This window comes from Microcystis sp. M_OC_Ca_00000000_C217Col, assembly GCF_007095585.1.
GTDB lineage: Bacteria > Cyanobacteriota > Cyanobacteriia > Cyanobacteriales > Microcystaceae > Microcystis > Microcystis panniformis.
This window is the reverse complement of sequence record NZ_SFBV01000087.1, coordinates 1-20,323: the sequence shown is the minus strand read 5'-3', so window position 1 is coordinate 20,323 and position 20,323 is coordinate 1. Positions and strand designations below refer to the sequence as shown.

Annotated in this window: 14 protein-coding genes and 1 pseudogene; 5 read left to right on the top strand and 10 right to left on the bottom strand. The window is 42.5% G+C overall.

The window, feature by feature from the left end; genetic code table 11:
* Positions 1-236: 236 nt before the first annotated feature.
* Together EWV66_RS04860 and EWV66_RS04855 are read left to right on the top strand one after the other, a co-directional pair.
* Positions 237-1,451: an aminotransferase class V-fold PLP-dependent enzyme gene (locus tag EWV66_RS04860; protein ID WP_052276877.1), complete on the top strand. Its 1,215-nt coding sequence runs from the start codon at positions 237-239 to the stop codon at positions 1,449-1,451.
* Positions 1,452-1,514: 63 nt separating this feature from the next.
* The gene (locus tag EWV66_RS04855) at positions 1,515-1,712 is read left to right on the top strand and encodes a hypothetical protein (protein ID WP_052276876.1); all 198 of its coding nucleotides are present in this window, start codon (positions 1,515-1,517) and stop codon (positions 1,710-1,712) included.
* A 78-nt stretch (positions 1,713-1,790) separates the two neighbouring features.
* Here EWV66_RS04855 and gyrB read toward each other — a convergent pair whose 3' ends face one another.
* The 7 genes from gyrB to EWV66_RS04820 form a co-directional block, all read right to left on the bottom strand.
* Positions 1,791-4,457 (bottom strand): DNA topoisomerase (ATP-hydrolyzing) subunit B, encoded by a 2,667-nt coding sequence (gene gyrB / locus EWV66_RS04850; protein WP_185237220.1) that lies wholly within the window; start codon positions 4,455-4,457, stop codon positions 1,791-1,793.
* Between the two features lie 333 nt (positions 4,458-4,790).
* Positions 4,791-5,501 (bottom strand): response regulator transcription factor, encoded by a 711-nt coding sequence (locus EWV66_RS04845; protein ID WP_052276875.1) that lies wholly within the window; start codon positions 5,499-5,501, stop codon positions 4,791-4,793.
* Positions 5,502-5,755: 254 nt separating this feature from the next.
* Positions 5,756-7,105, bottom strand: coding sequence for an ABC transporter substrate-binding protein (locus EWV66_RS04840; RefSeq protein WP_052276874.1), 1,350 nt, complete (start codon positions 7,103-7,105; stop codon positions 5,756-5,758).
* Positions 7,106-7,116: 11 nt separating this feature from the next.
* Positions 7,117-7,836, bottom strand: a complete 720-nt coding sequence (locus EWV66_RS04835; protein WP_052276873.1) for a PspA/IM30 family protein — start codon at positions 7,834-7,836, stop codon at positions 7,117-7,119.
* Between the two features lie 107 nt (positions 7,837-7,943).
* Positions 7,944-10,562: an ABC transporter substrate-binding protein gene (locus tag EWV66_RS04830; RefSeq protein WP_287109127.1), complete on the bottom strand. Its 2,619-nt coding sequence runs from the start codon at positions 10,560-10,562 to the stop codon at positions 7,944-7,946.
* Positions 10,563-10,594: 32 nt separating this feature from the next.
* Positions 10,595-11,959 carry a DUF1822 family protein gene (locus tag EWV66_RS04825; RefSeq protein WP_287109125.1) on the bottom strand — a complete coding sequence of 455 codons (1,365 nt, stop codon included), beginning with the start codon at positions 11,957-11,959 and terminating at the stop codon, positions 10,595-10,597.
* A gap of 16 nt (positions 11,960-11,975) precedes the next feature.
* Complete coding sequence (locus EWV66_RS04820; protein WP_287109123.1) at positions 11,976-13,124, bottom strand: sigma-70 family RNA polymerase sigma factor; 1,149 nt, start codon at positions 13,122-13,124, stop codon at positions 11,976-11,978.
* A 245-nt stretch (positions 13,125-13,369) separates the two neighbouring features.
* Between EWV66_RS04820 and EWV66_RS04815 the strand changes: the two genes are divergently transcribed.
* From EWV66_RS04815 to EWV66_RS04805, 3 genes are all read left to right on the top strand, one after another.
* On the top strand, positions 13,370-14,464 hold the full coding sequence (locus EWV66_RS04815) for a fatty acid desaturase family protein (protein WP_287109122.1): 1,095 nt from the start codon (positions 13,370-13,372) through the stop codon (positions 14,462-14,464).
* A 917-nt stretch (positions 14,465-15,381) separates the two neighbouring features.
* Positions 15,382-15,915, top strand: coding sequence for a CDP-diacylglycerol--glycerol-3-phosphate 3-phosphatidyltransferase (pgsA, locus tag EWV66_RS04810; protein ID WP_002759356.1), 534 nt, complete (start codon positions 15,382-15,384; stop codon positions 15,913-15,915).
* A 136-nt stretch (positions 15,916-16,051) separates the two neighbouring features.
* Positions 16,052-16,906: a calcium-binding protein gene (locus EWV66_RS04805; protein WP_287115913.1), complete on the top strand. Its 855-nt coding sequence runs from the start codon at positions 16,052-16,054 to the stop codon at positions 16,904-16,906.
* Positions 16,907-17,115: 209 nt separating this feature from the next.
* Here EWV66_RS04805 and EWV66_RS04800 read toward each other — a convergent pair whose 3' ends face one another.
* The 3 genes and pseudogenes from EWV66_RS04800 to EWV66_RS04790 form a co-directional block, all read right to left on the bottom strand.
* Positions 17,116-19,368 carry a PBP1A family penicillin-binding protein gene (locus tag EWV66_RS04800; RefSeq protein ID WP_052276867.1) on the bottom strand — a complete coding sequence of 751 codons (2,253 nt, stop codon included), beginning with the start codon at positions 19,366-19,368 and terminating at the stop codon, positions 17,116-17,118.
* A gap of 114 nt (positions 19,369-19,482) precedes the next feature.
* Positions 19,483-20,007 (bottom strand): acetolactate synthase small subunit, encoded by a 525-nt coding sequence (gene ilvN, locus EWV66_RS04795; protein WP_002743360.1) that lies wholly within the window; start codon positions 20,005-20,007, stop codon positions 19,483-19,485.
* A gap of 49 nt (positions 20,008-20,056) precedes the next feature.
* Positions 20,057-20,206: pseudogene (locus EWV66_RS04790) on the bottom strand (RNA-guided endonuclease TnpB family protein); the annotation flags it as partial.
* Between the last annotated feature and the right edge of the window lie 117 nt (positions 20,207-20,323).

Genomic DNA, 20,323 nt, shown 5'->3' with positions numbered 1-20,323 from the left:
AAGTAAAAAATAATAAACTTAAAAAAAGAAAACATTCCCAAGTATGTTTCCTCTACTCTAATACTATTGTGACAATTGCGACTTAATCCGTCGATAGAATTCAGCCTTCGGTCGTCCGTCGTCAGGAAATGGGGAAATGGGGAATTCAACTAAAACCCTAAAACCCCAAAACCCAACACCTTCTGACTGATAACCGATAACTGATAACTGATAACTGACCCCCCATCTCCTCGCTTATGCAGAATTTAGACGAAAATAGCCTCGATTGCCCCGTTAGTAAAGCGGATTTAGCCGAACAAAGACAGGAATTTCGGGGACTTAGCAATAAAGTTTATTTTAATTTCGGTGGTCAGGGAACCTTGCCCAAGGCCGGATTAGAAGCAATTATCGATGCCCATAATTTTCTCCAACAAAAGGGGCCTTTTTCAGGACAGGTAAACGATTGGATTACCAAAAAAACGGAACTTCTCAGGCAAGAAATGGCTCAGGAGTTGGGAATTAGCCCCAGCAATCTCTCTATCACCGAGGATGTCACTGTGGGCTGTAATATCGCCCTCTGGGGAGTTGATTGGCAAGCGGGGGAACATATTTTACTAACCGATTGTGAACACCCCGGAATTATGGCCACAGTTCGGGAAATTGCCCGTCGTTATCATCTGGAAATCTCCACTTGTCCTATTCGGGAAACTTTAAACGGTGGCAACCCGATAGAAGTGATTTCCGCTCATCTACGTCCAAAAACTAGGGTTTTGGTGGTTAGTCATGTTCTCTGGAATACCGGACAGGTTTTACCCCTCAAGGAAATCTCGCAACTTTGTCATGATAATTCCGTCACCGAAAAACCCGTTTTAGTGGTGGTGGATGCTGCCCAATCCGTGGGTTGTTTGCCCTTAGATTTAAGCACTACTGCCGCCGATTGTTATGCTTTTACGGGTCATAAATGGTGGTGTGGACCGGCCGGTGTGGGGGGGTTGTATATTCGTCCCGAAATTTTCCCTAGTTTACAGCCCACTTTTATCGGTTGGCGCGGTGTTGAAACAGATAACCGAGGACAGCCTATCGGTTGGAAACCGGATGCCAGACGCTTTGAAGTGGCCACTTCTGCCTATCCTCAATTTGAGGGTTTAAGGGCAACTATTGCGGTACATAACACCTGGGGTGATGGGGGACAAAGATACGAAAAAATCTGTCAATTAGCGGCTTATCTCTGGGAAGAATTAAAGAATATTAAAGGGGTGAAATGTTTAAAAAATTCTCCACCGGAATCCGGTTTAGTTTCCTTTCAAATTGACTCGGCTATCACCCCACAAAAGTTAGTGCAACAGCTAGAAAAACAAGGGTTTTTACTGCGAACTCTCCTCGACCCCCTCTGTGTGCGTGCCTGTGTTCATTATTTCACTTTGCCCTCGGAAATCGAGCAGTTAGTAGCAGCTATCCAAAAGTTAGTTTAAAATCACACTATACATGGCGTGGCTCGGTTCGTCGAATAATTAGTGCTAGGAGGGCTAACAACCGTGAACGAAGAACATATTACCAGAGTCACCCGCGAACAGTGGGCGAAGTTGAAAGCCAAAACGGACTGGGAGAAAGTTAAAGGGATGAACGATGCGGAAATTGCCAAAAATGCCCTAGAAGACCCCGATAATCCACCGCTGCCGGCTGATTTTTTCGATGAAGTCGTGGAATGCACCCCAGTTTCCTTGAATCCCTAACCCTCCGATTAGTAACTGGATTTAGGGATTTTATCGGGGGCTGTATTAGCCTAGACTAACACAGCCCAAAGTTACCGTTTAAATGTCCAAATCTGTAAGATTTAAACGCGGTCCGTGGGTTTCGATAAATTCTCGCCGGGGGGCAACTCGATCGCCCATAAGAATCGTAAATAATTCCTCAGCTTTGGCTGCGTCTTCGATTTCTACCCGTTTTAAAGTGCGAGTTTCGGGATTCATAGTAGTATCCCAAAGTTGTTGGGGCATCATTTCTCCTAACCCTTTAAAACGTTGGATTGTGTAGTTAGCATTGGAGGGAAATTCCGCTATCTTTTGCTGTAATTCTCGATCGCTATAGCAGTAGGAATGATTTTTACCGCGTTCCAATTTATAGAGAGGAGGACAGGCGATATATACATAACCTTGGTCAATTAAATTCTTCTGATAACGATAGAAGAAAGTTAACAACAAAGTTCGGATGTGTGCGCCATCCACATCAGCATCAGTCATTAAAACAATGCGATGATAGCGCAATTGTGAGGGGTCGAAATCTTCTCCTTTAATCCCTAAACCGAGGGCCGTAATTAAGGATTGAATTTCCGTATTTTTGTAGATTTTGGCATCATCGGTTTTTTCGATATTGAGGATTTTTCCCCGCAGAGGTAGAATCGCTTGAAAACGACGATCGCGCCCCTGTTTGGCACTGTTATGGACGAAAACGCCGGAAGCAAGGGCAAAGTTATGGGTATGAGGAACCTCGATATCATAGACATCGAATCTTGTTTCTAATCGCTTGATCGCCACAACTCGATGATTGTAATTAGCCACCGCTTCTAAGGCTTTATTTTTATCACCATCAAAGTAGCGATCGCAGAAAGAATCGAATCGCAATATTGATTTATCCCGCGTCTGAAGCCGATATTTTTGATAAGCTTCCAAATCAATATAACCTCGATCGATCTCAATTTGTTTTAAGGTCGCTAGGGTTTTTTGATAGTAAGTTTTCTTGATTGTGTTAATTCCCTGCCAACGATTATACCCATCAGCGATCGCATGAGTGAACAACCAAGAATCGGAAGCGGGATTCCAGACCATTTCATAACCGTTAATGGTGATTCCGGGGTCACGAAGATCGGACAATTTCCGATACAAAGGCATTAAAGCATCTTCTGGAGTTAAAGCCGCAGCAGGTTTATAGCTACCATCTCTTAACAGGAAAAGATGGTCAGGAGTACAAATAATCGCTTCACCATGATCGAGAGTAATTTTAATTACTTCTGCGTCTTTTTTGGTGATGCGGGCATTAATAACTCGTTCAACCCCGATCGTGCCATTGTCACGAATGGTATAACAAAAATGTTCCTTTCCTTGCGCTTGTTCGGTCACTAGCTGTTTAAAACTGAGGTTGCGTCCATCGACAAGGGCGATTTCTGTATCACCATGAAAACAGCCGCCGGCGCTGTCCCCTTCAACGATGTAAATTTCTGACTTTTCTGGGTCTCTTTCGCTACAATCAGCCAATTTACCCGGTAAAGGGGAGGATTCCAAGACCGATTTCCGTCGTACTAAGTCCCGGGCCCGTCGGGCTGCTTCCGCCGCCTTGTACGCTTGTACTGCTTTTTCAATAATCGTGTCGGCCACTTGGGGATTTTGTTCTAGGTATTCGTTGAGAGTTTCCCCCACCAGGGAATCAACAATACCCCGGACTTCAGTGTTACCCAATTTGGTCTTGGTTTGTCCCTCAAATTCCGGTTCGGGGACTTTTACGGAAATAACGGCGGTTAAACCCTCGCGGACGTTTTCCCCCGCTAGATTAGGCTCGTTTTCTTTAATTTTATTGCGTTTACGAGCGACATTATTTAAAGTACGAGTCAGAACTGCCTTTAATCCTTCTAAGTGAGTTCCCCCGTCAATGGTGCGGATATTATTAGCAAAACCGAGAATATTGTCGCTATAGGCATCTATACACCACTGAAACGCCACTTCGATATTAATTCCGTTCTTTTCCCCCGATACATAGATAATATCTTTGTGCAGGGTTTCTTTTTCCCGACACATATAGGCGACGTATTCTTTAATACCCCCCTCATAACAATAGGTTTCGATGTGGGGTTCTTCGGGACGGTAATCGCTAAAGGTGATTTTAACACCGGCATTTAAGTAGGCTAGTTCTCGTAAACGTCCGGAGAGGGTACTGTAATCAAATTCGATACCTTGGCTAAAAATTTCGGTGTCCGGCAGGAAATTAACCCTAGTTCCCGTTTTTTCCTCTTGACTGGGACTGCTGACCAATTCTGTGACGGGGATACCCCTTTCGTAGCGTTGGATATGTACCTTATGATCGCGCCAGACGGTGACATCGACCCATGCAGAAAGAGCATTAACGACGGAAATCCCGACTCCGTGTAACCCTCCCGACACTTTATAACCACCACTGCCAAATTTACCGCCGGCATGAAGTATAGTGAGAACGGTTTCGAGAGCAGATTTACCCGTGGTCGGGTGAACATCGGTGGGAATACCCCGGCCATCGTCGGTGACGCTGACGGAACCATCGGCCTTGATATCCACTTCGATATGAGTACAGTAACCCGCTAGGGCCTCATCGATCGAGTTGTCCACCACTTCATAGACTAAATGATGTAGTCCCCGCGGCCCAGTCGTACCGATATACATCCCCGGCCGCTTCCTGACTGGTTCTAACCCTTCGAGAACTTGTATCTGTTCCGCGCCGTAGTTACTTGTCATAAAATTTCCCTGAAAAGGCTGTGATCCCTGATTGAACCTAAATGAATGGCAAAATCTTCAAAAATTGTAGCACATAAGGGTTAAAGACTGCTTAAATGCCTTTAGGGAGAATTTTTTATTGGGGTTGGGGTGTTGGTCAGTAAACAGTGAGCAGTAAACAGTAAACAGTGAGCAGTAAACAGTAAACAGTGAGCAGTAAACAGTGAGCAGTAAACAGTAAAAAGGCAGCTGCGAGCTTGTCCCTTAATACTATTCACTGAAAACTCACACCTGAAAACTCGCACCTGATAACTGATAACTGATAACTGATAACTGATAACTGATCAATAGTCTTTAAATAATGTCATCCTCAAATTTATAACCGACACCGACTACAGTTTTGATAAAGATCGGATTAGCAGGATCGGGTTCTACTTTTTTGCGTAAGCGTCGGATATGGGTATCTACTACCCTTTCATCGCCAAAAAAATCATTTCCCCAGAGATTATCGATTAATTGGGTGCGACTCCAGACGCGATTGGGATAACTGACAAAGGTAGCTAATAAATTAAATTCTAAGGTGGTTAAATCGAGGGTTTCCTCGGGCATTCCCTCCAATTTACGAACAGCAGAATGTTGATCTAAGTCGATAATAAAATGACGGCTGCGATGGAGTTGCTGGGGTTGACTATCGTGTCTTAAACTACGTCTTAATAAGGCTCTTACCCGCGCGGTTAATTCCCGGGGACTAAAGGGTTTGACCATATAATCATCGGCTCCCGTAGATAGACCGATAATGCGATCAATCTCTTCTCCCCTAGCGGTTAACATTAGGATATAGGGGTCTTTTGTCCCAGGTTTTTGGCGAATTATAGCACACAATTCCAGTCCGTCTAATTCCGGTAACATTAAATCTAAAATAACTAAGTCTGGTTGCTTTTGATAAAATAGTTCTAGTCCTACCCTACCATTATAAGCCAGATGACAATTAAATGATTCCCGCTCTAAAGTTTGCTGAATCAAATGGGCGATTTCAATTTCATCTTCGATAATAACGATGTCCATAAGTAAGTAGTTATAATTTAATTGAAGATAGATTTTGCCTTTGATCCCCCCTGCCCCCCTTAATAAGGGGGGTGCAGATGCCCCCTCAATAAGGGAGCATCTGACAATTTTTAAAACCTACCTAATTAGGCATATTTTAACATATGAGTCATTCATTTCTTGCTCGGGGTTGAACATTGAAATAATTGTAATTTTTGAGATTTTTTGGGGGGGAGAGTTGGCAACTCTCCCGACTTTTGTGGACTGGGAACTTTTCAAGGTAAAGGGACAAACTGCTCACCAGAGGGAGTCGAGCGCACTTGAATTAAGACAGGTTGACCAACGCGATCGCCAGTATTAGGATCAAAGCTAATTTTTCCGGTGGCCCCTGTTTGATGAAAACTGCTGGAGCGCAGCCTGGATTGTAGGCCCTGACGTTGAGGATTTTCCCTTAAACCGGCAATAATCACCCGTGTAGCGTCAAAACTGGTGGCTGTGCGCCAACTAACCGGACCGCGCCACTGTTCCTGCATAAGATTGGCAAAAGTCTGGTTAACCGAGGGGTGCCAGGGTGCGGCAAGGGTTAAACCTTGGACGTTTTTGCCGCCATCTTCGAGGGTGCGAATATTGTAGAGGGTGGGACTACTAAACAGAGGCAAACGCTGACGATTGGAGCGAATAACCTCAAAAACGGGATCGAGACGATCAACATGAGCGACGACAAATAGGCCGTTAGCACCCCCAGAAATCGCCTGATTAAGGGCTTGATCGGCCTTAAAATTGGGGACACTCAGATCGCAGACAATCGGCACAATTTGACCGCCTTTTTTCGCCACATTAGCCATCAACTCATCTTTAAAGGAAATATTATCGGGAGCTTGAGAATCGTAGCAAAAAGCAATTTTCTGGACTTTAGCAGTATTTACTATGTAATTTGCTAATTTTTCCGTAATTTTGCCGTTAGAAGCCACCAGACGAAAGATATAATTTCCCGCACCGGAGAGATTATTAGCCAAGGAGGTGGGAGAAATCATCACCAAACCGCCTTTTTCGTAGATAGGAGCGGCGGCTAAACTGGCATCGGAGGCATTATGACCGATAACGGCGATAATATCGGGATTTTTGACTAATTCCCTGGCTACCTCTTTCGATATCTGCGGCTGATTATCGTCATTAACCACGATAACCATCAGTTTTCTGCCGTTGATCCCTCCCTGTTGATTGATCTGGGTTTGTGCGCTGGCGACTCCTCGCAATATTTCCTGAGCGACGTTGGGATTAGTTGTCGCTGGCACAACAACGGCGATTTTGAAGGGATTTGAGCCAGTTTGCAGGTTGCTGAGATAAATTACGCTTTCGGGATCGTTGGGATGTTGAGCGAGGGATTTTTGCAGGAGTTGCTCTGCTTCTTGGTGATTACCTTGAGCAATGGCAGCGATCGCTGATTCTTTGGTGGTGTTAGAATTAGTTTTGATCAGGAGATGATTGCCGTAACTGATGCGGGGATTATTATCGGCTTTTGGGGCAAATATTGCCGAGATTTGGGGAAAAAGAAACCAACCGATCAACCCCAGTAAAACATAGGAAATTGGCGGTAAACCCGCTTTTTTGCCAGTCTTTGTCATTGCTTTACTCCTTAACTTTGCTGATTGAATTCGGCTAAACGGCGGTTAATTTCGTCATCAAGGCTTAAGAAATCGATTTCTTGAGCTAATTTCTCGCTATAGTTCTCGCTTAATTCACTATAGACGTTTTCTTTTCGATAACGGTCGTTAATCGCTTCATTGGCATCCTCAAAGCGATCGCGGGAGTTATTGAGGTTGAGACTACTATCAAATTCGTTTATTTTACCTAAAGCCTCATTCATGGAACTAATCGCTTTTAAGTTGCTCATTTCTAACTTATAATGCTCGATTTTTTCCTGCTCTTTACGAAGTTTTTCCTTAGCAGCAATGACCACTTTTTCGGCATTATCAACCCGATCTTTCATGGCGGGTAGAATTTTTTCTAGGGAGATAACCTTAACCATAGCCAGTCTTGCCGCTTCTTGAAGACCTTTTTTTTGAGCGGTGACAGCCTGCTGCAAGTAGTTTGTGTGTTCCTGTTTTTTTGCCTCGTATTGTGCTTGAGCCGATTGCTGGGCGGCTACTACTTTCGCCACCGATTCTGTCAATTCCGCTAGGGATTTTTGCATCAATTCTAGGGATTCTTTGGCCGATTCTACGGCAATTTTTCCGCCGGATTCGATGGGAATACCCCACAACCAATTCCAGATCGCAACGAGAGAATTTCCTGCCTTATCACCGATCAGCCAAAAAATCAAGGCCTTGGGGGTTAATTTTTTTAACAATTTCATGCCGTCTGTCTCCTAGAGGTATTACCTGTTAATTAGGAGTGATGGTCAACTTTAATGCAGTGGATAAGGTTAAGTTTTGTAAAAAGTCTTGACAAGGATAGGAAGGTTTAGACTGGACCGGCAGATTTAATGGGAGCGAGGGGGACAAATTGACCATTTTTGACCTGTAGAATCAAGTAGCGGCGATCGTCAGGATTATTATTCATGTTGCGGACACCATTCTCATCGAATCTAACAGTGCCAGTCATTCCTTCAATAGAAAAATCGTTTCTTAAAACTTGATTTAACAATTCTCGATCGAATTTTTGTCCTTGTTGGGATAACTGTCGCAAAGCGGTGAGGATAACTTTAGTCGCATCGTAGGCCATGGGAGTGCGCCAAACGTTGATCTTATTTTGCCAAAAACTGTGGATATAATTATCTTGTTTGAGATCATACCAAGGCACGGCGATAACTAAATTTTCTACCCCCTGTTTACCTTCTGCAAGGGTGAGATAACTTTGAAAGGTGGGGGAACCTAAAATCACTAAGTTTAACTGTTCTGCGGGACGTTGCTTAAAGATATTAGCGGCTCTTTTCAGATCGTTAACATAGGGAGCAATCATCAGTATATTTACTTGATATTGAGCGATTTTTTGATAAATTTCCTGTTCATCTAAATTAATTTTGGGTTCGATATTGCAGTCAAAATTTCCATCTTTAACAAGTTTTTGCAAGCTCTGACCTCGGAGAATGTTTTTATATTTTTCAGCGAAGTTATAATTATCCCCAGAGCGATTATCATAACAAATTAAATTATTGGGTTTTTGGATAATTAGCTTCTCAGTTTGTTCCCGGATATATTCAATTAGGGTTGTGGCAAAAGTTTCCATCTCGGGAACCATCTTATACACATAGCCATTGCCAGAGATTTTCGAGGAAAAGCTCGTAGGAGATAGGGCAACAATTTTCCCTTGTACATAGATATCTTTGGCCGCTTCACTAGCAGCAGAAGCATTATGACCAACCACTGCTATGATTGACGGATCTTTAACAAATTTTTTGGCTCGATCTTCGGCATCTGCGGCATTATTATTATCATTAGCGACCACTACCTGTAGAGAGTGAAAATCGGGGTTTTTGGCCTGTTCATCGTTTAACTCCTGTTGGAATAAAGCAATACCTCGTAAAATTTCCTCAGCAATTTCTGGATTATTACCAAGAGGAACACTGGTGGCAATTTTTAAGGGATTTCTGTCTTGATAGGCCGCACGAGCGTTATTATAATAGATGCGAATCTCTGGATTATTGGGCAAGCGATCGAGGGATTGTTTAAAAAGCTGAATTGCTTGTTTATATTCTTGGTTTTTAAAAGCTTGTCTTCCCCGTTCAAGACTGTTATCTTGTCGGTTTGTCTCTAATAATATTTCTTCACCTAAGCTAATTTCTGGGTATTTACTAGCATCATCGGAAAATACTCCTCCCCCATATAAAATTGATAAAGTTACCAGAAGACTTAAAATAAATAACAGAGCTTGTTTCCAGCGACTAGATAGACGTAATAACCTTTTATTTTTAGGTAAAATCAACGGTGGTTCTTCGGGATTTTCTATCAAAAGAGGCAGTAAAGAAGAACCAGCAGCATCCTCCTCAAATCCGTGTAATTTTAATTCTTGCCGAGCGATTGTTAAGGATTCTTGTAGGGATTTATGTCCAAGAAAATTGGGAAGAAAAACTTCTAGAAATCTCAAAGCAACCCGCACAGCGATGGGTTCTTTCATAACAATAATATGCGGTACTCCGATATTAGCCAACTGACGACCAATACCCAACCCATCGCAGGAGTTACAGATAACAAGTTTTAAGCCTTTTCTAACAGCTATTTCTAGGGAATCTCTTAAGTTATCGTCAGCAGATAAAGCCGTATCATTATCAATGATAAAAACTCCATCGTGTCCGTCGCTACTGGTTTGACTATGACCTAAATAAACTACAATATCCCATGGATTTTTGATCAACTCATGGCGAATATTTTTCGGTGAAAGAGGCTCTTTTAAACCTGGACTTAATATTTTGTGAATATTTTTCGGTGAAAGAGTATCTTTTAAACCTGGACTTAATATATGCAGAGAAACCTTATCTTGGTTTCCTAGTAACGTTTGCAAACTGGATAAACACAGGGAAGTATGCTCGTTTTCGATGTCAATATTACCCAAAATTACTAAAACATGAATCGGAGGAGTAAGGTTAATTATCGGAGGATTTCTCTGGATAGTAAGAGCAATTTCCACATCATTCCACCAATCCCGTAAAAAATTCCAAGACTCCCAGGGAATTTGTTGTAAATCAAAGTGGGTAGTTTGGATAAAAAATCTTACTTCTGACTCAGTACCTATATGGAACAAGATATGATTTTGTATCGAACTCAGAGAACTGGAATTTAGCCATTCATTTAAGCTATCTTTTAAAGTTTTAGTGGCTTTTTTGAGGTTGTCTCTAGGATCACCTACCGCTGCATGGGTGATCATGCTATGAGGAACGGTAATTCCTAAACTGGGTTGACTTTCTACCCAATGATAATAAGCTCGACGATAATTTTGCAAAGCGGCAGCAATGTCAAGGCTCGGGACTAATTTCCCCTCAGCAAAAGGTGCTATCAAGAGATGATTGTCACGAATTTCTAGAGTGACGGAAAATCCCGTTTCAAAACTGCCATCACCAATTTTCAGAATCACAACTCTGCTCATGTCTTTACCCTTGACATTTTCTGCTATCTCTATTAAATCCTAAACTGCTCGGTAATGCTACTGTCCCCTAAACTTAGGTTAACATTAAAGCGATCGTCGGCATCAGCTAGAAAATAAAGCTGTAGATAGCTATCTAAGGGTTTCTCCCTTGCTCTTGCTTCTAAACCGGGGATTAATTGGCCTATTTCATCGCTAATTTGCAAAGATAAACCGGGGGGTAGCTTGGCAAAATTGTCCATGGCATAGGCACGAATTAAGACAGCAATTCTCTGGTGACTGGTCGATAAAACTCCCACCATTAAAGCGATTTTATAACCCATTAATTGACTACCCACATCGAGCATTTTGCGGATAGCAGCATTAGGATAATGAGGATCGATATTCCAGAGATATTCGGCCGCTTGCCAGCGAATAGTTTCATCTTGGGTTTGATGTTGCAGTTTTGCTAAAGCTTCCTCTGGGGTTAAATGTTCCGAAAATTCCACCTCTTTTTGACTAGCATACAGTTGTCTAATTTCTCGCTGAATATCTGTCAGAGATTCTCGGCTGCTGATTTTTTCAGCAGCCAACAAAAAACCCGGATTAATTGGACGATAATTGTCGATAGTGCTGAGGATTTCCTGCCATTTTTCGGTAATAATTCCCTGCAACCATTGACTAAGTTTGGTGGGGATTACCTCTAAACGCTGCTGATAAAGTTTTTCTCGCCATTGTTGATTATTCAACAAAGCTAACCACTGCTGACAACTAATATCTAATCTCGGAGAATAGGGTGAAACTTGACCTAACTTTTTAATTAAATTTTCTGCTGTTGCTGGCGATAAGTTTGCTAAAGATTCGAGTTTTCCTTTTTCACTCTCTCCCTCTAAACAACTCTGCCAAAGAATATCTAAATCATCAATTATTTGCTCACTGTCCAAATAATATTGATGGTAAATTGGATCGTATTTTGCGAGACTTTTAACATCTTTTCTGGATATAAAACCCCAGATATTGAGAAATTTTTCTGCTAAATCTACCTGCACCCCTAGATAAAAATCGGCCGCTAAATCGGGAATATCAACCCATTCTTGCTCTATTGTCAATCCCTCAATGTCAATAGCTTGACTGGGAATAGTGGTAACTTTTTTATCTTCAATTTGCCAAGTAAACCCGTTAATAAACTCCCAAAGATACTGATGGTTTTCAGGTATTATTTGAAGGGAACAATCAAGATTATCTTTCAGCCAATTGCTTAGGCATATTTGCACTAAGTAATTAATCAAAGCCTGATTTTTGGCGGTTTGATTAGAGTATTGACCGAGAATCGATCGAGCTTGTTTAATCTCTGTTTCCGAAAAAGTTAGCCAAAGGGATTTCGGGTTAATTTGTTGCAAAATATCGAGGTTGACTTTCATGGTATCTCCTAACAGATTAGATTTGAGTTAAGTAGGACTGACAAAAATATTCCAGATAAGCATCGATCTCTTGTTTTTGCCGAGATTGTAATTTAATCTCATTTAACAAAATAGGACAATCTTTGCCTTCCCTTGCACAGAGTAGCTGATAAATTTTTTTACATAATTGGGTTATTTCTCGACTAATAGTAGATGAGTGAACTCCCAATCGATTAGCGATCTGTGCTTGCGTCATCTTTTGATGATAGTAACAATATGCAATCTGTTTAACTTCATACTCAAGAGTGATTAATAACTTATTAATATCTTCCTGGATTTCTTGCTGTTGTAGTAAATCGTTACTTGGCTTCTTGCTGGAGAGATTTTCCCAAAAGTAATTGCTATTATCGTCATAATTAGTAGGCTCAAATCTAGAGTAAGGAGGATCGATATGATTACGCATTATCTCCCCTATTTGATTGAGTTTTGCTTGCACTTCCTCAACGGTGAGAATAACTTGCGGTTGTAACTGCTGTAGGCGATCGATTACCTGTTGCCAATCCTCCTCTTGCCACTTATCCAATGATCTAAGAGAAGCTTTTTTAACCTCTCGAAAACAGTTAAATATTAGCAGATGATTCTCGGTAAAGATACCCGATGTTCGTAAAACTTTTTGAATTTTATTCGCACTAAAAAGACTGACTATACCGAGATTAGTCCTGCCAATCGTTTTATACTCTCCTCGCAGAAAATTATAGAGAGTATTTCTTAATTTTTTATCTGTCCATTTTTCTAAGATTAAGCGAAAAAATCCCGGTTTGGTCTTGTTATCCTGAAAGTTACCGTAAAAATTGCGAGGATTGTTGGTGATTGCCGTAGAAAGCAAATTCAGCAAATAGTAGAATAGGGTTTCATAATCAGCATCGATCCGATGGCCGACATTTTGATAAACCCTTTGAGTTACCATACAGGAGCGATATTGTAAGAAAACCATCCAATGGGACTTGACTAATTGGTTATTAGGATCATTCTGTAACCATTGCCACAGATAAAAATACACCGCTTCATCATCGGCCACGCTTCCAGCGATCGCATCGATCGATTTTCTTAATTGTGGCACTTCGCACCAGAAAACTCGATCGCCTTCAATGGTCTTAATAGTAGTACAAAAGCACCTAATGCTCATCTCTATCACCGGCTACAGGTATCTGCTATCTGATTAGGTAAAAACCGAGGATTTTCTGCAAGAGTAGCAAATAAATTGAGCGATTCCCTTGCCAAGCGCACCTCTTTCTCTGACAATAGATGAGAGACTGATGAGAAACTATCAGTTATAGTGAGACAGCCTTAGCAAACCAGTACAAGACTCATAAATTCACTCTGAGCTGCCACAAATAGCCGTCATATCAACTTCTAGGACAAAAATTAGGAATGCGAGTAACTTTTACCGAAAATCAGGGTTTTAGAAAGGAATTGAATAAACGGGTTGATGCTTATTTTACCGAAAACGGCATCCCCACCAGAGATAATTTGGCCATGTACCTGAAGACGATCACGATTTTAACTTGGGTAATTGCCGCTTGGCTATTTGTACTTTTTGGTCCGGATATCTGGTGGCTAAAAATTATCGGTTGTCTGGTTTTAGGAGGAGGATTAGCAGGAATCGGTTTTAGCATTGGTCATGATGCAAACCATGGCGGCTATTCTAGTAAAAAATGGGTTAATTCTCTCATGGGCATGAGCTACGATTATATCATCGGTACTTCCAGTTATCTCTGGCGTTTTCGTCATAATTATCTCCATCATACCTACACCAATGTTTTAGGGTACGATGTGGAAATTCACGGCGATGGTATCGTGCGAATGACTCCCCATGCCGAGCATAAATGGTATCATCGTTATCAACATTTATTTATCCCGATTCTCTACGCTATAATTCCTATCTATTGGTCATTCTCCGATGTGCGCTCTATCCTCTTTTGTAATCGTTTTGGCGAGATTAAAATTCCCAATCCTAAACCGATCGATCTATTCGTTTTATTGAGCGGAAAAGTTGTTTATCTCTTTTGGTTTATTGGCATTCCTCTCTTAGTTGGTTATAGTCCCCTAGAAATAGCGATCGGTTTTCTCATTGCTTTTATGACCTATGGAGTGCTTGCCTGTCATGTATTTATGTTAGCTCACGTTTTGGAACCCGCCGAATTTATTCAACCCTCGGCAGCTAACCAAATCGAAGACGAATGGGCAATCTTTCAAGTGCGAACTACCGTAGACTTTGCCCCTAAAAATATCTTTTTAAATTGGTACTTAGGGGGATTAAATTATCAAGTTGTTCACCATCTTTTTCCGCAAATTTGTCATATTCACTACCCTAAAATTGCCCCAATTTTAGCAGAAGTTTGCCAAGAATTTGGCGTTAATTATGCCGTTTATCCCACCTTCTGGGGTGCTTTAGCTTATAATTATCGTTGGCTCAGGCAATTAGGCAATAAACAAAGTAATTTCGATCTCAAATTAGCCAGCTAAAATCAGTTATCAAGTTATCAGTTATCAGTTATCAGTTATCAGTTATCAGTTATCAGTTATCAGTTATCAGTTATCAGTTATCAGTTATCAGTTATCAGTTATCAGTTATCAGTTATCAGTTATCAGTTTTAAGTTTTAAGTTTTGGTTCTTCGTTACTTGGTATGGTTCGATAGGGGGGCATAAATTAATTGATTAGTTCGCTCTAGAAAAAAACAATTAACAAAAATCGCTAAATGCCTTTCTATATAAGGGTTCCATCCCTTATAACTCCCGTCCATTGCATAACACAAACCGAAGAGCCTAAGTTTTAAGTTTTAAGTTTTAAGTGAATAGTATTAAGCGACAAGCTCGGAGCTGCCTTTTTACTGATTACTGTTGACTGTTTAATGTTTACTGATTTGTGTGGAAACGAGGTCTATACTGATAGTTTATTCCGCCAAATAGCACTAAAAGTCTTGCCTGATAAGCATTTCACGATTCCATAAGCAAAAATTATCACACAAAGTCGAGAAGAGCCCTCTTATTCTTTGTGTGATAAGTTTAACTTACATAGGGCTTGCTGAATAAATGTGAAATGTAGGCAAGGTAAGGGTTTTGTGGCTTTTCTTGCGAAACAGGTGCAAGATTTTGAGAGAATCGTGCTTCAAAACCTTGCGTCTTCATCGGCCCGCGTCCTGTAGGGGCGAAGCATTTGGGCATAACCTATCGGTGAAACCGGAGATTTTCTATCCGAATGCTTCGCCCGTACTTTTTCAGCAAGCCCTACATAGGATCGATCAGTCTTTGTGTCCTTTGTGTTTTTGTGGTTCCTTCCACTCACTCGCTAGGAGGAATGTATCTTAGAATACATTTTACCCACCAAACCTAAGAGAGCCTGATTACTGTTGGCTGATTACTGATTACTGTTTACTGAAAAATGAACCTACCCAACTCGATTACCCTATCACGACTCTTGGGACTGCCATTAATTTTATACTGGTTGCACCAAGGCACAGAAATCGATCGCTGGTTAAGTTTAATTATCTTTCTGATTGCTGCCAGCACCGATTGGCTCGATGGTTATTTAGCGCGAAAATTAAATCAAATCACCGAATTAGGTAAATTTCTCGATCCTTTGGTCGATAAATTACTGGTTCTCGCTCCCCTCTTAGCTCTGATTGAAATGGATTTAATTGCTGCTTGGGGAGTATTTTTGATTCTCGCTCGCGAATTAGCGATCGCTGGTTGGCGCATTAATCCGAATTTAACAGGAAATAGCGACATAAAAGGGGCTAATTGGTGGGGAAAAAGCAAAACAGTCAGCCAAATTGTCGCTATCGCTCTCTTAATCGCTCCCTTGCCTTCTGAATATAATTTAATTGCTCTGGTGGCTTTTTGGCTATCGGTGATATTAACTTTAATTTCTGGTCTGATTTATATCACACCCAGCCAAAAATTAACCCAAAATTGATAAAAACTTAACCATTAGCAATAATTCAGGAAACAAGCCTCGCAAACATGATTGCATTTTTTTTCTTGGTATATAATAATCGGGAGGAAGATTATCAGACTCTTCAAATTCAAACAAATCATTCAAAGAAAAAATCATGCCCACTGTAACCATATCATTCGCTGACTCCACCTCTGGTGTTACTTTCAATCCTGCTGTGACTACTTCAGTTGCCGCTTTCCTGAACGCCCATCCTACTGTCCCCATTAGTATATCAGCAACAGGCCTTGCCGACGATAATCTCACTTCCCTAGGCCTTTTAAGTATGGGCGGCGATACAGTTTGGAGAATAGCCAAAGCAGGCGTTGCTGATAACACAGCAACCCTTTCCAGGGTCGGTGGAGGCTTTTCTACGACCCTTTCCCTGCCAGCAGATAGCCTTACCTTTGTTAGAGCTTCGACTGCCGGCACTTATCAACTAACAACCGGCGGTGTTACTTTCACGAAAGCGTCGGGTCCGCAAATAGTAAGTACGATCGCACCACTCCCCCTCACTGATTCCTATTTCATCACAGGTAGTGCGTTCAACGATAGCCTAGTCGGTGGCACTGGAAACGATAGCCTAGTCGGTGGTGATGGAAACGATAGCCTAGTCGGTGGTGATGGAAACGATACTTTAGTTGGTGGTGCTGGTGCTGACAATTTTGTTTTCAACAGTCCCAGCGAAGGATTTGATTGGATCTCGGGTTTTAGCTCCTCTCAAGGTGATGTTATCAATGTTTCCGCCACTGGTTTCGCTGGTGGACTGACTGCTGGTCCTTTGGGTACTGCACAATTCCGTTCTGGTGCGGGAATCAATAGCGCTGCTACTGCAGATCAAAGATTTATCTACAATACTGCCAATGGTGCTTTATGGTTTGACGTAGATGGTGTTGGTGGCGTTGCTTCGGTTCGAATCGCAAATCTTATTGGTTTTCCAACCCTCACTGCAGCCAATATTGTCGTTATCTAATCTATCCCTGTCCATCCCCTGCGGTGAGTCGGACAATTGTTGATTTTTGCGGGAAAATTAACCACCAGAAATAATCGGTAGGGGTGTGTTAGCTAGGGCTAGGACACCCTTATTAGTTTAAAGCAGTTATCTTGATAGTGAGGTACGAAGTCTCTGGTTTTAGGGAACTCTGGAACAGGCAATGGGAACAGTAGCTAGTCCTATTGGCATTAGTTTTGTGTAGTGATTAACTGACGGTGATAATCGCCCCATAACCGGGCTGCCTGTTGACTACTGCCGGAAGTGGGAGAATTATTATCATTCCCTAACCAAATGCCTGTCACCCAGTCGCGACGGGGAAGATAGCCGATAAACCAGAGATCCACATAATTATTAGTAGTTCCCGTTTTACCCGCTTCTCCCATGCCAATACTGGCAGCGCCGCCTGTCCCATTAGTTATCACCCCCCGCAATAAACTATTCATCGTTTCGGCGGTTTTAGGGGAAATTACCTGCTGATTTCTCTCGCTATCCTTGCCATAGTCATAAATAACCCGACAGGTACTCAAATCCTCCACATTTTTACAGTCGGAAGCGTCGAGAATGCGTTTAATGGCGTGGGGACGATTCCAGCGCCCGCCATGGTCAAAAACCCCATAAGCGCCGGTCATTTCTAAGACATTTACCTCGCTTTGCCCTAAAATTAGCCCCGGTACGGGATTTAAAGGTGATTTTACCCCCAAAAGTTCCGCCACATTGACCACATTACTTAATCCTGCCTCGCGAGCAATGCGAAGGGCGACACTATTTTCCGATTGCGCTAAACCTTGAAACATATTGATGGCCCCGCTACTGCGTTCACAGGGAGAATAGGCCTGTCCTTGCCAAGAGAGTCCAGCGCAGGTATAGGTTTTATAGGGCGATATTCCCTTTTCTAGGGCGGCAGCATAAGCAAATACCTTAAAAGTGGAACCGGGTTGACGTTTAGCTTGGATAGCGCGGTTAAATTGGCTTTTTTGATAATCAACTCCCCCGACTAAAGCGAGAATTTCCCCAGTTTGACTGTTTAGGGTAACTAAAGCTCCTTGGGAGTATCGATAGCGGGGGCCTTGGTTTAAGACATTATTTTTTAAGCTTTTTTCTGCGATCGCTTGCAGCCGGCGGTCTAAACTGGTTTCAACGATAAAATTGCCCTCTTTCGCCACTTCTTCCCCTAAAAGATCCTGTAATTCCTCGAAAACGTAACTATAAAAATATGGTGCAATCGTACTAGACAGGGATTTTTTGGCTTGGGGACTGATTTCAATGCGGGATCTGCGAGCGCTGGCGGCCGCTTCCGGGGAAATCATGCCTAATTGAGCCATGCGATCGATGACACGATTGCGTAATTGTACGGAAGTGTCGTAATCTTGAATGGGATTAAATAGATTCGGGGCGGGTAACATAGCCACAAGGGTGGCAGCCTCGGAGATATCTAAATCTCTAGCGGATTTATCGAAATAAAAGCGGGCTGCATCTTCAAAACCGTAACCGGCCAAACCGAGATAAACTCGATTGAGATAGGTTTTGAGAATTGTATCCTTACTATAGACTGCTTCTAATTGTAAGGCGACAACCATCTCCCGGAGTTTGCGATCGGCAGTATTTTGGCGACCGACTTCGGGGAATAAACTACGCGCTAACTGTTGAGTCAGGGTGCTGGCCCCTTGACGAATGCCTTGACCTTGCCAATTAATCATAACAGCCCGGACAATCCCGAAAGGATCAACGCCAAAATGCCAGTAAAAACGACTATCTTCGGAAGCGACAACCGCCTTGGGCAGATAGGGAGAAAAATCGCCCAGATTATCTAATTCTTGGTGAGTTTCCTGTCGCCTGGGATTGAGGGGAGTTTGACCATCCCTAGCATAAACCACCACCGGACCGCTCACCCCGGAAGGGAGTGGATAAACATTAACTCTGCGACTTTCCCAGATAACCGCTAGAACTAATAAACCGAAAATACCCCCCGCACCATAGAAACCATAGCGCAAAAGTTTCGCCCACAGGGGAGGGGGACAGTAATAGGAGATGGTGACACAATTGGCTAAATCTGGAGGGGCCAGGGTAAAGGTATCACCATGACGCAGGGAAACGCTTTTCAGACGACGTTTACCCATATAAACCCCGTTAGTGGAGTTTTCATCTGTGAGCAGGAAATTATGGGGATTTTTCGGGTCCCGCTGCAGGGAACAATGAATCTGACTCACCACGGTATTACGGATAGTAATATCACAGGAACTGGAACTACGACCTAACAAATAGCGATCACCAATGAGGGGATATTTGCTTTCCCCGCTGCCATTCTCGTTTTTAAGGCGTAATTCAGGAACTATCGCCCCTTTTTTGAGATTTACCGCCTGAAAATTCACCTTTCCTTGCAATTTCTGCACGGCAACGGTGACAAGTTGACTAATTTGGGTTTTCGGCGACTGGTTAGACATAGTTTTTATCAGTTATCAGCTTCTGAAGGCAAGTGGGGAAGTGGGGAAGTGGTAAATTTCAACTAAAACCCTAACACCCTAACACCCTAACACCCCAATTCATCCCCAATATGCCTAAATTGCCATTTTAGCCTCTAAAGCTTTCAGGTATTCCGTATTGACTCCCGACTCGCGAATCAGAGCAATTTTACCGGTACGGGCCACCTCGCGAACGCCAAATTTATTCAGCATTTGCATAATTGCCACCATTTTACCCGGATCCCCCACCACTTCGATGGTCAGGGTTTCCTCGGAAATATCCACAATCCGGGCCCGAAATACCTGCGCTAATTCGATCACTTCCGCTCGGCGCTCGGCGGTAGCATTAACTTTAATCAGCATTAATTCCCTTTCCACACAAGGGGTTTGGGTGATATCCTGCACCTTGAGGACGTTAATTAATTTGTAAAGTTGTTTGGTTAACTGTTCGATGCTGTCCTCGTCCCCGGGTACTACCATCGTAATCCGAGAAACTCCCATCTGTTCAGCCGGACCCACAGCCAGACTTTCAATATTAAAGCCGCGACGGGCGAATAATCCAGCAATACGGGTTAAGACTCCCGCTTCATCTTCAACTAATACGGATAATGTGTGTTTCATGGCGCTCTGTCTGCACAACCTATATTTCACCATTTTGACACTCCCCGCGCTAAAGCGACGGGGATTCTTGGTTCAAAGAGATTACTTGCTTAGACAGAATTACTTCTGAAAAAGTAGAGGTATTCTCTCCCCAAGCGTTCATCGGGTCTAGCCCAAAAGTTCCCGTATGCCCTACGGTACTTAACCCTTTTTGAAGGATGATTAAAGTCAGTAAGAGAGTCGCCTCTCCTACTGCTCTACAAAACGGAACGTGACAATTTCTCGTCATTCCGCTCCTCAACTACACGGGGTTTGTCATTCCTACGTCATTACCAAC